The 15,469-nt window shown below is 38.7% G+C and carries 9 protein-coding genes; 6 read left to right on the forward strand and 3 right to left on the reverse strand.

Going from position 1 to position 15,469, the window contains the following annotated elements; translation table 11 throughout:
• Window positions 1–66: 66 nt before the first annotated feature.
• Window positions 67–1,359: an aminopeptidase P family protein gene (locus ACFO5T_RS08960; protein WP_375252038.1), complete on the reverse strand. Its 1,293-nt coding sequence runs from the start codon at window positions 1,357–1,359 to the stop codon at window positions 67–69.
• Window positions 1,360–1,524: 165 nt separating this feature from the next.
• Between ACFO5T_RS08960 and ACFO5T_RS08965 the strand changes: the two genes are divergently transcribed.
• From ACFO5T_RS08965 to ACFO5T_RS08990, 6 genes are all read left to right on the forward strand, one after another.
• Window positions 1,525–4,398 (forward strand): WD40/YVTN/BNR-like repeat-containing protein, encoded by a 2,874-nt coding sequence (locus ACFO5T_RS08965; protein WP_380033719.1) that lies wholly within the window; start codon window positions 1,525–1,527, stop codon window positions 4,396–4,398.
• 255 nt (window positions 4,399–4,653) lie between these two features.
• Window positions 4,654–5,322: a succinate dehydrogenase cytochrome b subunit gene (locus ACFO5T_RS08970; RefSeq protein ID WP_035327085.1), complete on the forward strand. Its 669-nt coding sequence runs from the start codon at window positions 4,654–4,656 to the stop codon at window positions 5,320–5,322.
• Window positions 5,323–5,333: 11 nt separating this feature from the next.
• Window positions 5,334–7,346: a fumarate reductase/succinate dehydrogenase flavoprotein subunit gene (locus tag ACFO5T_RS08975; protein ID WP_380033721.1), complete on the forward strand. Its 2,013-nt coding sequence runs from the start codon at window positions 5,334–5,336 to the stop codon at window positions 7,344–7,346.
• Between the two features lie 9 nt (window positions 7,347–7,355).
• The gene (locus tag ACFO5T_RS08980; protein WP_035327089.1) at window positions 7,356–8,102 is read left to right on the forward strand and encodes a succinate dehydrogenase/fumarate reductase iron-sulfur subunit; all 747 of its coding nucleotides are present in this window, start codon (window positions 7,356–7,358) and stop codon (window positions 8,100–8,102) included.
• A gap of 741 nt (window positions 8,103–8,843) precedes the next feature.
• Complete coding sequence (locus ACFO5T_RS08985; protein ID WP_038598987.1) at window positions 8,844–9,830, forward strand: ribonucleotide-diphosphate reductase subunit beta; 987 nt, start codon at window positions 8,844–8,846, stop codon at window positions 9,828–9,830.
• Between the two features lie 181 nt (window positions 9,831–10,011).
• Window positions 10,012–12,636: a ribonucleoside-diphosphate reductase subunit alpha gene (locus tag ACFO5T_RS08990; RefSeq protein WP_038598989.1), complete on the forward strand. Its 2,625-nt coding sequence runs from the start codon at window positions 10,012–10,014 to the stop codon at window positions 12,634–12,636.
• A gap of 74 nt (window positions 12,637–12,710) precedes the next feature.
• On the opposite strand, the gene ACFO5T_RS08995 is transcribed toward ACFO5T_RS08990, so the two are convergent.
• Window positions 12,711–12,863 (reverse strand): hypothetical protein, encoded by a 153-nt coding sequence (locus ACFO5T_RS08995; protein WP_169741093.1) that lies wholly within the window; start codon window positions 12,861–12,863, stop codon window positions 12,711–12,713.
• 199 nt (window positions 12,864–13,062) lie between these two features.
• Window positions 13,063–15,300 (reverse strand): inorganic phosphate transporter, encoded by a 2,238-nt coding sequence (locus ACFO5T_RS09000; RefSeq protein ID WP_380033725.1) that lies wholly within the window; start codon window positions 15,298–15,300, stop codon window positions 13,063–13,065.
• Window positions 15,301–15,469: the final 169 nt, after the last annotated feature.

Below are 15,469 nucleotides of genomic sequence, written 5' to 3' on the forward strand. Positions count from 1 at the left end.
CTAATAAAAACAAAAGCCCATCATTTTTATAAATGATGGGCTTTTTATATGATGTTACTAGCGTGTCTAGTTATTCATTAAATCTTCTATTTCTTGAACTGTGATAGGGATATCACGCATAAGATTAAAAGGCTCGCCAGACTCTTGGATAACCACATCATCCTCTAGTCTAATCCCAAAACCTTCATCTGGAATGTAAATTCCTGGCTCTACGGTAAAGACTTGATTTGCCTGCATAGGTTCGTGTAGTAAACCATAGTCGTGGGTGTCAAGACCTATGTGGTGAGAAGTACCGTGCATAAAGTACTTCTTGTATGCTGGCCAGTCTGGGTTTTCATTTTGTACATCTACCTTGTCTAGTAGTCCTAAGCCTAGTAGCTCAGAAGTCATAATCTTACCTACCTCTACGTGGTATTGCTCCCATAAAGTTCCTGGTACTAGGAGTTTTGTTGCCTCGTCTTTTACTTTTAAAACAGCATTGTAAACGGCTTTTTGTCTATCTGTAAAACGACCACTCACAGGTATGGTGCGTGTCATATCACTAGAGTAATTTGCATACTCTGCACCTACATCCATAAGGATAAGATCTCCAGCTTTACACTGCTGGTTGTTTTCTATGTAGTGTAGTACGTTTGCATTATTACCAGAAGCAATAATTGGTGTGTAGGCAAACTTTTTAGAACGATTTCTTAAAAACTCGTGTATATATTCTGCCTCAATCTCATATTCCCATACACCAGGTTTTACAAATCCAAGCACACGACGGAAACCTTTATTAGTAATATCACAAGCCTTTTGCATAAGGTCTAGCTCTATTTGATCTTTTACAGAGCGCAGGCGTTGTAAGATAGGGTTGCTCTTTGCTACACTGTGAGCAGGGTACTTCGCTTTCCACCATTTTGTAAAGCGATCTTCACGAGTCTCTGTCTCAACACTTGCTCTGTAGTGCTCATTAGTATTTACATATACTGTCTCTGCATAGGTCATAAGTTCTGCAAATACTTTTTCTAGGTCTTGCAGCCAGAGTACCGTTTTAACTCCAGAAGTAGCTGTGGCTTTTTCTTTGGTAAGTTTTTCACCTTCCCAGACAGCAATATGATCATTTGTTTCTCTTACAAAAAGAATCTCGCGATACTTCTCTTTTGGACAGTCCGGAAACATAACAAGCACAGACTCTTCTTGGTCTACACCACTTAGATAAAAAATATCACGGTGTTGCTCAAAAGGGAGTGTGCTATCTGCACTCACGGGGTAAATATCATTACTATTAAAAACGGCTAGACTATTTGGCTTCATTTGTGCCATAAAGTTCTTGCGATTTTTTACAAAAAGTGCGTTGTCTATAAGGTCGTATTTCATTGTAACTCTAGATTAGAATGTAAAAATACAAATTTGGGTACGCTTTCGCGAAAGCGTAACAACTCATAACCCTAAAAAAGGACTTCTACTTGTTAAACTAAATCCAAAAGTTTTCTTAAAATAAGTCCTTTGCGTATTTTCATTGCCTTATAAAATCCAAACCAAATGAACATACGTTACTTTCTAGCATCTGGAGCGCTGCTTTTTGCGCTTGCAAATGGAAACTCACAGCAAGCTGCATCTACAACGCAACAACAAGAGCAGGCTGTTAAAGAAAAAATGCTAGCAGCTCAAAATAGTCTTGTAAAAAATATTCCTTTTGAAAACATAGGTCCTTCTATTATGAGTGGCCGTGTGGTAGATCTAGCTATTAATCCAGATATGCCATCAGAGTTTTATGTAGGTTATGCCTCTGGAGGGTTGTGGTATACTAATAATAATGGGACCACATTTACCCCAGTGATGGATAACGCTCCTACACAAAACGTAGGAGAAGTAACAGTACACTGGCCTAGTAATACTATCTGGGTAGGTACGGGAGAAAACAATGCATCGCGCTCTAGTTATGCAGGGATAGGTCTTCTCAAATCTACAGATGGCGGCAAGACTTGGAAAAATATGGGTCTTACAGACTCGCACCATATAGGGCGCATCCTTATTAATCCAGAAAATCCAGATGAGGTTGTGGTAGGTGCTGTAGGACACTTATACTCAAAAAATGAAGAACGTGGAATTTATAAAACTACAGATGGTGGCCTTACCTGGAAAAAGACCCTGTATGTAGATGATGCTTCTGGTATTATTGATATAGATAATGATCCAAATGATTTTAACCTTATGTATGCTTCTTCTTGGGAGAAGGATAGAAAGGCGTGGAATTTTGAAGGCTCTGGTAGTGGCTCTGGTATTTACAAGAGTACAGATGCTGGTGACACCTGGACAAAGTTATATAGCTTTCCTGCTGGTAAAGGAGTAGGTCGTATAGGTCTTGCAGTGTATGATAAAAATACGGTATATGCTGTGCACGATAGCCAGTTTAGAAGAGAAGAGGGTAAGAAAAGACCACAAAAATCTGATGCTTTATACAAAGATGATTTTAAGACAATGAGTGTTGCTCAGTTTTTAAGCTTAGATAACAAGCGACTCGATAACTTTTTGAAGTCTAACGGCTTTCAAGAAAAGTACAGAGCTGCAAACGTAAAGTCTATTGTGAGACAAGGTGATGCTGTGCCTGCAGATATTGCAACCTATTTACAAACGGCAAACACACAGCTTTTTGACACACCTGTAGTAGGGGCAGAGGTATATAGATCTAATGATGGAGGGAAGACCTGGAAAAAAACACATAAAGGTTACATAGACGCTCTTTACTATAGTTACGGCTATTACTTTGGAGAGATTAATGTAAATCCGTCAGATAAGGAAGATATCTATATTTACGGAGTGCCTATTGTAAAGTCTAAAGATGGAGGTAAAACCTTTACAAGCATAAGTGCAGAAAATGTGCACTCAGATCATCACGCACTATGGATTAACCCCAAAAATGAAAAGCACCTTATAAATGGCAATGACGGTGGTGTAAACATAAGTTATGATGATGGTGCAAACTGGATAAAAGCAAACGACCCTTCTGTAGGGCAATTTTACTACATACAGGTAGATAATCAAGAGCCTTACAACGTGTACGGCGGTCTTCAAGATAATGGTGTATGGGTTGCACCTAGCGATGCCGCGCAAGATAAATCTTGGCTGCAAAGAGGACAGTACCCTTGGGAGATGATTATGGGTGGTGATGGTATGCAGGTACAGGTAGATAATAGAGATGCAAATATTGTGTACACAGGTTTTCAGTTTGGGAGCTACTATCGTATTAACCGTGAGACGGGTGAAAACAAGAGATTTGATATCAAGCACGAGTTAGGAGAAACGCCTTATCGTTTTAACTGGCAGACGCCTATCTTATTAAGTAGTCATAACCAAGACATCTTATATCTGGGTGGTAACAAGTTAATGCGATCTATGAATCAAGGTGATGATTGGGTAGCCATAAGCCCAGATCTTACTAACGGTGGTAAGCCGGGTAACGTCGCTTACGGTACACTCGCTACAGTTTCAGAATCTCCGTTTGAGTTTGGACTTATTTATACAGGTAGTGATGATGGTAAGGTAAGTGTAACGACTAATGGTGGTGGCGACTGGAAAGATATTACAGGTACATTGCCAAAAGACTTATGGGTATCTCGCATTGTGGCAAGTGAGCATAAAAAGGAGCGTGTATACGTAACCCTTAACGGTTATAGATGGGATGATTTTAAAACCTACGTCTATGTTTCTGATAATTATGGGGAGACTTGGAAAGACATTTCGGCAAACATCCCTATGTCTCCGGTAAATGTTATTGTAGAAGACCCAGTAAAGGATAATATCGTTTATGTAGGTACAGATAATGGTGCTTACGTGAGTCTAGATGGTGGTAATTCTTATCACGCTTTCGCGAAAGCGGAATCTGGAGACAGCACAGCACCACTGCCAGTGGTAGCCGTACACGATATGAAAATTCAAAAGAAAGCAAACCACCTCTTGCTAGGTACACACGGAAGAAGCATCTACAGAACAGATCTTAGTGCTATTCAAAATGTGTCTCTTAATAAAACGGCAGAGATTTTTGATATCGCCGAAGTTGAGCATAGCGGAAGATGGGGAACAAGCTGGAGTAATTGGTCTGATCCTTTTGAGCCATCTACGCCTATAAGTTACTACACGAGCAACGCAGGTAAATACGAGTTAGTCGTAAAAAGTACAGAAGGAAAGGAGTTAAGGCGTATGGCGGTAAATCCAGCAGCGGGGATTAACCAAGTCTCATATGACCTTACAATTACTGAAAAAGGAAAAAAACATCTTGAAAAAGCAGATAGTTCTCTTAATATTAAGAAAACTAAAAACGGAAAATATTATCTCCCTAAAGGAACATATACTGTTGTTTTAGACGGTGGGGGAGGTAATACAGAAGCTGCAACTACCACGCTGTTAGTTAAATAGCAGGATATTTAAATTACTTTTAGAGCCCATTATCTCGCAAGAGTTAATGGGCTTTTTATGTGGTAAAAGTCTTTTTCAAAAATATTGAAAGTGTTTAATCAAACATTAGTTTAAGTAAGAGGTTGTTGTTAAATCTTGAACAGCCACGTTAAGGTTTTTATAATGATTCTAAATAGCGAGAATACAAACGCTCTAAGGTTGCCAAAACAACGTTTGCGCCGTATTTTTGTTGGGATTATTCCAAACTAAAACTAAATGAGCGGATTATTAAAATCTTCAATAGGGCGTAAAGTAGCAATGGCACTTTCCGGACTCTTTCTTGTGATCTTTTTGACACAACACTTCGTGATCAACAGTACAGCTGTAATTGATCCAGATACGTTTAATGCTTGGTCCCACTTTATGGGTACAAATCCACTTGTGCAGTTTGCATTGCAGCCTGTATTAATTTTTGGAGTGGTATTTCACTTTGTGATGGGCTTCGTGCTTGAAATACAAAACAGAAAAGCGCGTCCTATCAAGTATGCAAACTATAAAGGAGGAGAAGCAGCACCTTGGACTTCTCGTAATATGATTTTATCAGGACTGGTGATTCTTGCATTTTTAGGTCTTCACTTTTATGATTTCTGGATTCCAGAGATGATTCATAAATATGTTGAGTTTGCTCCAGAAGATCCTACAAGATATTATGCGGAGACTGTGCATAAGTTTGAAAGCCCAGTGCGTGTAGCACTTTATGTAATATCATTTGTATTACTAGCACTACACTTATGGCACGGGTTTGCTTCTACTTTTCAGTCTGTAGGGTTTAATAATGCGTACTCAAAAGGACTTTCAAAATTTGCAAAGGTTTGGGCAGTTGCAATACCAGTAGGTTTTATACTTATTGCTGTATACTTACACTTTAACCAAATTCCTCACTAAAAAATATAGCTATGGCATTAGATTCTAAAATACCTCAAGGACCACTAGCTGATAAGTGGACAAAACATAAAAATGACATTAATCTTGTAAACCCTGCAAATAAGCGTCTTATAGATGTAATCGTTGTAGGTACGGGTCTTGCCGGAGGATCTGCAGCAGCAACGCTTGCAGAGCTTGGGTATAACGTAAAAGCTTTTTGTTTTCAAGATTCACCTCGTCGTGCACACTCTATTGCTGCACAAGGAGGTATAAACGCTGCAAAAAACTATCAAGGAGATGGAGACTCAACATACCGTTTATTTTATGATACGGTAAAGGGTGGTGATTACCGCTCTAGAGAGTCTAACGTATACCGTCTTGCTGAGGTTTCGGCAAATATTATTGACCAGTGTGTCGCACAAGGAGTTCCTTTTGCACGTGACTATGGTGGACTATTAGACAACCGTTCTTTTGGTGGTGTGCTCGTAAGTCGTACTTTCTATGCAAAAGGTCAGACAGGACAACAATTATTACTAGGTGCTTACTCTGCAATGAACCGTCAGATAGGTCGTGGTAAGATTAAAATGTATAACCGTCACGAGATGCTAGACGTCGTAAAAGTAGACGGAAAAGCACGTGGTATTATAACGCGTAACTTAATCACAGGTGAGATAGAACGTCACAGTGCGCACGCCGTTGTATTAGGAACTGGAGGATACGGTAACGTATTCTATCTTTCTACTAACGCGATGGGGTCTAACGTAACTGCTGCTTGGAAAGCTCACAAACGTGGTGCTTACTTTGCAAATCCTTGTTATACTCAAATACACCCTACGTGTATCCCAGTATCTGGTGATCACCAGTCTAAGCTTACCCTTATGTCTGAGTCACTACGTAATGATGGTCGTATATGGGTGCCCGCAAAGAAAGAAGATGCAATCGCAATACGCGAGGGGCGTCTCAAGCCTACAGATCTTAAGGAAGAAGATAGAGATTACTACCTAGAGCGTCGTTACCCTGCATTTGGTAACCTTGTACCTCGTGATGTTGCCTCAAGAGCGGCAAAAGAGCGTTGTGATGCAGGCTTTGGTGTAAATAAAACAGGAGAGGCTGTTTATCTTGACTTTGCTTCAGCAATAGAGCGTTATGGTAAAGAGCAAGCTTATGTACAACACCTTGATGCAAATGATAAAGCACTTGTAAAGAAACTTGGTCAAGAAGTTGTAAAAACAAAGTATGGTAACTTATTCCAGATGTACAACAAGATTGTAGATCAAGATCCATACAACACGCCTATGATGATTTACCCAGCGGTACATTACACAATGGGAGGTCTTTGGGTAGATTATAACTTACAGACTACTGTAGAAGGGTTATATGCGATAGGAGAAGCAAACTTCTCAGACCACGGTGCAAACCGCTTAGGAGCTTCTGCACTTATGCAAGGTCTTGCAGATGGATACTTTGTATTACCATACACAATAGGTGACTACTTATCACACGATATACGTACGGGACCTATCTCAACAGAAACTCCAGAGTTTGAAGAAGCAGAGCAAAACGTGCGTAAGCAGGTAGATGCGCTTATTAATAATGAAGGATCTAAACCAGTAGATTATTTCCACAAAAAGCTTGGAAAGATTATGTGGAACAAATGTGGAATGTCGCGTAATGCGACAGACCTACAGAGCGCCATAGATGAAATCTCTGCATTACGTGATGAATTCTATAAAGAAGTAAGAGTGCCAGGTACTCAAAATGAGTTTAACGAAGAGCTTGCAAAAGCACTGCGTGTGGCAGACTTCTTAGAGTTAGGAGAGCTTTTTGCAAAAGATGCACTTACTCGTAACGAGTCTTGTGGAGGTCACTTTAGAGAAGAATCTGTAGAGCTAGACGGACCACAAAAAGGTGAAGCACTACGTGATGATGAAAACTTCACATTCGTATCTGCTTGGGAATATAAAGGAGCGCCGAAAGATGCAGTATTGCATAAAGAAGAGCTCAACTATGAGAATATTGAAGTAAAACAAAGAAGCTATAAATAAGAAAGATATATGAAACTAACGTTAAAAATTTGGCGTCAAAAAAGCGCACAAGCTAAAGGACAAATGGTGACATACCCTATCGATGGTATCGATGGAGATATGTCTTTCTTAGAGATGATGGATGTGCTTAACAATAAGCTCATCAGTGAGGGAGAAGAGCCGGTAGTATTTGATCACGACTGTCGTGAGGGTATCTGTGGGTCTTGCTCTATGTTTATTAATGGTGAGGCACACGGGCCAGATCGTCTTGTAACTACGTGTCAATTGCATATGCGTAAGTTTAAAGATGGAGAGACTATTACAATAGAGCCTTTTAGAGCAGATGGATTCCCAGTGATAAAAGATCTTATGGTAGATCGTTCGGCTTTTGATCGTATACAGCACGCTGGAGGGTTTATTTCTGTAAACACTTCTGGTAATACACAAGATGCAAACTCAATTCCAATTGAAAAGGCAGATGCAGACGACGCTTTTGCTGCAGCAACTTGTATAGGTTGTGGTGCGTGTGTTGCAAGCTGTAAAAACGCCAGTGCAATGTTATTTGTATCTGCAAAGGTGAGCCAGTTTGCTTTATTACCACAAGGTCAAGTAGAGGCTACAGATCGTGTTCTTAATATGGTAAAACAAATGGACGAAGAAGGATTTGGAAACTGTACAAACACAGGAGCTTGTGAGGTAGAGTGTCCTAAAGGGATTTCTCTTGAGAACATTGCACGTATGAATCGTGAGTACCTTTCTGCTAGTCTAAAAGGATAATATATAAGGTGTTATAGCCTAACAAATTATTGATATAAAAATCTCAAACTATATAGGTTTGAGATTTTTTTTGCGCTTTCGCGAAAGCGAAATAAACACAAATCCTTGTATTTTAGGTAGTTGTGATTTAGAGCATATTTTAAAAAGGGGGCTTTTGACCCTAGTAGAAAAAGTTAGTACAGACGATATTTGTAGTATAAGCAACCCCAATAAACACTTACCTATTTATGAAAATTACGATCATTATTATTGTTATTCTACTGCTTGCACTTGCTTTCATTTCTTAAATAAAGGATTTATTAAGACTGCCTGGCAAAGTATAATTTGAGATTTCATTGCTCATTTTATTAATTAAATAACCCTTAAAAAATTTTAAAAATTCCGTTCTTGAACGGAATTTTTTTTGTCATGATTCTTTTTAGTCAGACCTACAAACGGGTTCTACAAATTCTTATTAAGACGTTATTAAAAACAGCTCTAAGCAAGCCTAAAACCCCTTGCTAGGCTAGTTTTGAACCGTTAAAATTATAATTGTTAATAAGATTTATTATAGAGTTTAATTATCTAAATATCAAGATTTTACGTATTAATTTTTAGAAATTTTTATGAAAAGTAAAAATTAGGCTGTGTTGAAAACTTTGTGAATAACGACACTGTTAATTCTGAATCCTCCGGCTCTTTTTTCTTGATATTTGTTAGTCCCAAGTAGAAAGAAAAAGATTAATAGTTAAAAGAAAAAGTATGAGCTTCGTAGAACCAATTCTGGCAGAAAATAAAGATAGATTTGTAATATTTCCAATACAACACGACGATATTTGGGAGTGGTATAAAAAGTCTGAGGCTAGTTTTTGGACTGCAGAAGAGATAGACCTTCACCAAGACCTCGTAGACTGGAAAGGAAAACTTACAGATGATGAGCGTTATTTCATAAAGCATATTCTCGCATTTTTTGCCGCATCAGATGGGATTGTAAATGAAAATCTTGCAGAAAACTTTGTAAACGAAGTACAGTACTCTGAGGCAAAATTCTTCTACGGTTTCCAGATTATGATGGAAAACATACACTCAGAAACCTACTCATTACTTATCGATACCTACGTAAAAGACGAAGTAGAGAAAGACAAACTTTTTAACGCACTTGAGAACTTCCCTGCAATTAAGAAAAAAGCAGATTGGGCTCTTAAATGGATAGACTCACCAAGCTTTGCAGAACGTCTTATTGCATTTGCAGCTGTAGAGGGAATCTTTTTCTCAGGAGCATTTTGTTCTATATACTGGTTAAAGAAAAGAGGACTTATGCCAGGGCTTACATTCTCAAACGAGCTTATCTCTCGTGATGAGGGCGTACACTGTGACTTTGCTGTGCACCTGCACAATCACCACCTTGTAAATAAAGTGCCAAAAGAGCGTATTACAGAGATTATTGTAAACGCACTAGATATAGAACGTGAGTTTATTACAGAGTCACTTCCGGTAAGTCTTATCGGGATGAATTCAAACTTAATGACACAGTACCTTGAGTATGTGACAGACCGTTTACTTACAGAGCTCGATTGTGAGAAAGTATACAATACGGCAAATCCATTTGACTTTATGGATATGATTTCTCTTCAAGGTAAAACTAACTTCTTTGAGAAGCGCGTAGGAGAGTATCAAAAAGCAGGGGTTGTGAAAGATAAAGATGACGACGGTAGTGGTCAGTCTATAAGCTTTGACGCATCTTTCTAAGACGTTATGATAAAAACATATAGTGGAGAGGTTTTCTTTTCCGCTTTCGCGAAAGCGTAACAACACGTAATCGCAATAACAATAACCAATGGATACTTTCTCCAAAAGAGATTGACTTTCCTAATTCTAACCGAATTCTCAAAAGGGGGAAACTTATGAGAACTCACAATATTTTAAGTGTATGTATGTAGTAAAAAGAGATGGCCGTCAGGAACCGGTTATGTTTGATAAAATCACCGCAAGGGTGAAAAAGTTATGTTATGAACTGAGTGATTTTGTAGATCCAGTAAAGATATCGATGCGCGTTATCGAAGGTCTTTATGATGGTGTTACTACAAGTGAGCTGGATAACCTTGCAGCAGAGACTGCAGCATCTATGACTACCAGTCACCCAGATTATGCAAAGCTTGCAGCACGTATCTCTGTATCAAACCTACATAAGAACACAAAGAAGTCATTTTCTGAAGTGATGACAGACCTTTATCAATACGTTAACCCACGTACTGGTAAAAAAGCACCTATGGTAGCAGACGAGGTGTATAAAGTCATTATGGATAACAAAGATGAGCTAGACTCTACTATTATCTATAACCGTGATTTTGGATATGATTACTTTGGTTTTAAAACACTTGAGCGTTCATACCTACTTAAAATTAACGGTCAGATAGCAGAGCGTCCTCAACATATGTTAATGCGTGTATCTATAGGGATTCACCTTAACGATCTAGAGGCAGCAAAGGAGACATATATGTTAATGTCTAAAAAGTACTTTACACACGCTACACCAACATTATTTAACTCAGGTACACCTAAGCCTCAAATGTCATCTTGTTTCCTACTTACAATGAAGGATGATAGTATAGAGGGTATATATGATACACTTAAACAAACAGCAAAGATTTCTCAAAGCGCAGGAGGTATAGGGTTATCTATACACAACATACGTGCAAAGGGGGCATATATAGGAGGTACTAATGGTACGTCTAACGGTATTGTGCCTATGCTCAAAGTGTTTAACGACACGGCACGTTATGTAGATCAAGGTGGAGGAAAACGTAAAGGTTCTTTTGCAATCTATATGGAGCCTTGGCACGCAGATATTTTTGACTTCTTAGATCTTAAGAAAAACCACGGAGCAGAGGAGATGAGAGCTCGTGATCTTTTTTATGCAATGTGGATCTCAGACTTGTTTATGAAACGAGTACAAGAGGATGGAAAGTGGACACTTATGTGTCCTAATGAATGTCCAGATCTTTTTAATGTACACGGAGAAGAGTTTGAAGCGCTTTATACAAAGTACGAACAAGAAGAAAGAGGTCGCAGGACTATAAAAGCACGTGAACTGTGGGAGAAAATTATGGAGTCTCAAATTGAGACAGGTACGCCATATATGCTCTACAAGGATGCTGCAAACCGTAAGTCTAACCAGAAAAATCTTGGTACCATACGTTCTTCAAACTTATGTACAGAGATTCTTGAGTATACCTCAGAAGACGAGGTGGCAGTATGTAACCTTGCATCTATAGCATTACCTATGTTTGTAAAGAACGGTGCTTTTGATCACCAAGAACTTTACAATATCACAGTACGCGCTACTAAGAACCTTAACAAGGTGATAGACCGTAACTACTACCCAGTAATTGAGGCAGAAAATTCTAATATGCGTCACCGTCCTATTGGACTTGGCGTGCAGGGGCTTGCAGATACTTTTATAAAACTGCGTTTACCTTTTACAAGTGACGAGGCTAAAAAGCTTAACCAAGAGATTTTTGAGACACTATATTTTGCAGCGGTAACAGCTTCTAAAGATATGGCTAAGGTAGAAGGACCTTACCAAAGTTTTGAAGGATCACCTATCTCACAAGGAGAGTTCCAGTATAACTTATGGAATATAAAGGATGAGGAATTAAGTGGTCGTTGGGACTGGGCATCGCTTCGTAAAGAAGTAATGGAGCACGGTGTGCGTAACTCGCTACTTGTAGCACCTATGCCTACAGCATCTACTTCTCAAATACTTGGTAATAACGAAGCTTTTGAACCATATACTTCTAATATTTACACACGTCGTGTGCTATCTGGAGAGTTTATTGTGGTAAACAAGCACTTACTAGAAGACCTTGTAGCACTTAACCTTTGGAACGATGATCTTAAAGCAGCTATTATGCGTGCAAATGGATCTATACAAGGGATAGATGTGATACCTGCAGACTTAAAAGAACTGTATAAAACTGTATGGGAAATGTCTATGAAAGATATTATAGATATGTCTCGCCAGAGAGGGTACTTTATTGACCAGTCACAATCTCTTAACTTATTTATGGAAGGGGCAAACTTTGCAAAGCTTACCTCTATGCACTTCTATGCGTGGCAAAGCGGATTAAAAACAGGTATGTATTACCTCCGTACAAAATCTGCGGTAGATGCTAAGAAATTTACACTTTCTGCAAAGAAAAAAGAAGCTCCGGTTACTGCACCTACAGCGCCAAAACAGCAAGTAGCGGCAAGAGCTGCACAAACGCTTACAGCAACTCAAGCACCAGCACCAGCACCTATACCTGCTCCACAAGCAGAGATATCTAAGGTAGATGCTATCGCTCAACACGCGCAAAACGTTGCAGATATGCAAGTGCAAATGAGCTTAGAAGAGCCTGCTCCTGCTTATGAAGCACAGCAAGCACAACTTAAAGAGCAAACTACTGCGCAGCAGCCTAACACAGCCCCTATGACGCCAGAAGAAATGAAGGCTATCATTGCACAAGCAAAAGCTGCCGAAGGTGATGACGATTGTTTAATGTGCGGTTCATAAACCGTCAAACATACCTAACCAAAAACGGCTCTCTATTTTATAGAGAGCCGTTTTTTATTTAAACAGTTTTAATTTTAGAATCCTAATACAAAATAGGTCGCTGCTACGGCGATTATAAGAATCACTAATGTGATAATTATAAACGTAGCTCCAAAACGTGTTTTCTTATTATCTTGAAGTAAATACTCTTCAGTTGGGTCTTCTTTATCCTTTATTATATCTGACATAAATCTATTTTTTTGGTTAGATCACTAAGTTACGTGAACAAAGGTCTATTAAGCCTGGCGTTAAGTATTATTAACAGCGGTTTTGACGTATCATTAACGTTTTTAGTGCTGTTACGCTTTCGCGAAAGCGTACTTGTCTCCTATATAAAAAAAGCCCTATACGCGATGTATAGGGCTTTTTGTAAACTAAATTATGAGATTAAGATCTCTTATGCTCTGAATTATATAAATCAAGAAGATTTAGAATTTCCTCAATTAGGTCTTTTGTCTCTAGTAGTAAACCAAAGTAAAGAGTGGTATTCTTAGGAGAAGACTCCTCAGAGCGAGTGCGCTCTACTTGCTTTTGAATTTTGTCTGTAACCTGACCATAAAGCTCATCCTTCTTACCTAGAAGTGCCTCGATGCGCATATAGTTGCGATCATTAAAGGCAGTGGCTGTTTCTTGTAAGAACTCACTTAGCTTGTTATCTATCTCTTGTAGGTCTTTGATTTGTGTAAAGCGCAGTGGCTTGTGGTTGTTATTTACGTGTTTGTAACTAGACTTTGCGATGTACTCAAGTGATTGTGTGATATCTTCTAGATAGCCTAATATCTCAATGTAGAAGTTAGAGCCACGTACAGAGGTTTCTTCAAGATTCTTTATAAAGTAAAAGATGTTGTTGCGCAGTTCATCTATCTCATCATTTAGCTTCTCTACGGTGCCTCTACTTTTCTTAAGGCTGCTCACTTTATTTTTTGCAAGGCCTTTAAGGGTGCCTGTGTAAATCTTATTAGTACGTAAGATTGTTTTTGCAATATTGTCTGCACTTTCTTCTATAATTCCAGAGATGGTGTGACTCTCTGCTTTACGTAAGTCTTCTTCTATCTGCGCTTCCTTATTACTCTTTTTTGTTGCTATATAGTTACGTACGAGCATAGCTATGGCGAGTATAAAAAGACCTATTATAGCTAGGTTGCCACCTAAGTACATTAGGTATGCAAAGATACCAGCCGCTGTAAATGCGCTAAATGCTGTTAAGAACCATCCTCCTATTACATTAAGTACTCCCGCAACACGATATACGGCGCTTTCTGCTCCCCACGCACGATCTGCAAGAGAAGTTCCCATTGCAACCATAAACGTAACGTAGGTGGTAGATAATGGTAATTTAAGACCCGTAGCTATTGAGATAAGTACACTCGCAACAACAAGATTTACTGCTGCACGCACCATATCAAAAGCTGGAGCGTCTATTGCCTTTGTGCTTGTCATCAAGACAGGGGTAAAGCTTTTGTTTATTCTATTTCTAATAGGAGCAGGTAATATTTTATTAACCCCGGTATTTGCGATGATAACTAGGCGTACTAGATTTTGAGAAACCCAGTTAGGTTTAAAGCGTTCTTTTACCTCGTCTTGACGTGATAAATCTACAGAGGTTTTTACTACGCGTCTTGCCTTTTTACTAAACCAAAGTGTTAACACCATAATAAGTCCTGCAATGAGGAGGAGTATAGGTTGTGTGGGTACTTTTTCGGCGAGTTGCTCCATACTAAAAGCTTCTGGTAAAATACCAGAGCCAGACCACGCTCCAAAAGAGTTATAAGCTGCCATAGGCACACCTATGAAGTTTACTAGGTCATTACCAGCAAATGCCATTGCAAGAGCAAAGGTTCCTAATATAATTACAAGTCTATAAATGTTTTGTTTTAGAATTGCGTGAGATACCCAAGATAGTATGGTCCACACAATAAAGTTAGCTCCTAAAAACTGTATAAGGTTTTCATTTGCCCAGCTACTAAAAGCAGGAGGAAGTATATCTGCACCTTTAAGCCCTTTTATGATGATGAAATAAGAAATTGCGGACACGGCAATACCACCAAAAACAGCTGCAACCCAAGAAGCCTTTTTTTGAAAATCAAAAGTTAGGAGTACTCTCGTGATGAGCTGTATGATAGCTCCCACAGAAAATGCAATAAATACCGAGAGCAAAATACCTAAAATGATCTCTGTAGCCTTATCAGTATTAATATATTCACCTAGTTGTAAGAGTGAGTCACTATTGTTAGAAATTTTTATAATAGACATCACCACGGCTGCACCTAAAAGTTCAAATACAATAGATACGGTAGTAGAGGTAGGCATACCTAAACTATTAAAAATATCTAGCAGTATGATGTCTGTAATCATTACTGCCATAAATATGATCATTATCTCATTGAAGTAAAACTGGCTAGGGTCAAAAATTCCCTTACGAGCAACTTCCATCATACCACTTGATGATAAAGCCCCAAAGGCAATACCTACACTAGCAACAATCATCACTGTTCTAAACGTGACAGCTTTTGATCCTATAGCCGAGTTTAAAAAGTTTACCGCATCATTACTCACTCCTACTACAAGATCTGCAATCGCAAGAATTGCAAGAGCGGCAATCATAAATATGTAAATGTTATCCATAAAAATGTACTGAAAAGGCTAAAAGTGCAAAAATCTTAAATCTAAAAACCCTAGGTATTATCTAAAGGTTAAGTCGTGCGAAAGATAAGAAGTTTTATAGCGTGAAGAACAATATTACTATTACTAATGTGATGATAAAATGGACTTTTTTAATGCTAACTATCTGTCT

The sequence above is a fragment of the Dokdonia genika genome, assembly GCF_042652845.1.
Taxonomy (GTDB): domain Bacteria; phylum Bacteroidota; class Bacteroidia; order Flavobacteriales; family Flavobacteriaceae; genus Dokdonia; species Dokdonia donghaensis.

Coding starts and splice junctions, on each gene's coding strand:
- ACFO5T_RS08975 (WP_380033721.1), top strand. CDS start 5,334: ATGGCATTAGATTCTAAAATACCTCAAGGACCACTAGCTGATAAGTGG.
- ACFO5T_RS08960 (WP_375252038.1), bottom strand. CDS start 1,359: ATGAAATACGACCTTATAGACAACGCACTTTTTGTAAAAAATCGCAAG.
- ACFO5T_RS08965 (WP_380033719.1), top strand. CDS start 1,525: ATGAACATACGTTACTTTCTAGCATCTGGAGCGCTGCTTTTTGCGCTT.
- ACFO5T_RS08985 (WP_038598987.1), top strand. CDS start 8,844: ATGAGCTTCGTAGAACCAATTCTGGCAGAAAATAAAGATAGATTTGTA.
- ACFO5T_RS08995 (WP_169741093.1), bottom strand. CDS start 12,863: ATGTCAGATATAATAAAGGATAAAGAAGACCCAACTGAAGAGTATTTA.
- ACFO5T_RS09000 (WP_380033725.1), bottom strand. CDS start 15,300: ATGGATAACATTTACATATTTATGATTGCCGCTCTTGCAATTCTTGCG.
- ACFO5T_RS08970 (WP_035327085.1), top strand. CDS start 4,654: ATGAGCGGATTATTAAAATCTTCAATAGGGCGTAAAGTAGCAATGGCA.
- ACFO5T_RS08980 (WP_035327089.1), top strand. CDS start 7,356: ATGAAACTAACGTTAAAAATTTGGCGTCAAAAAAGCGCACAAGCTAAA.
- ACFO5T_RS08990 (WP_038598989.1), top strand. CDS start 10,012: ATGTATGTAGTAAAAAGAGATGGCCGTCAGGAACCGGTTATGTTTGAT.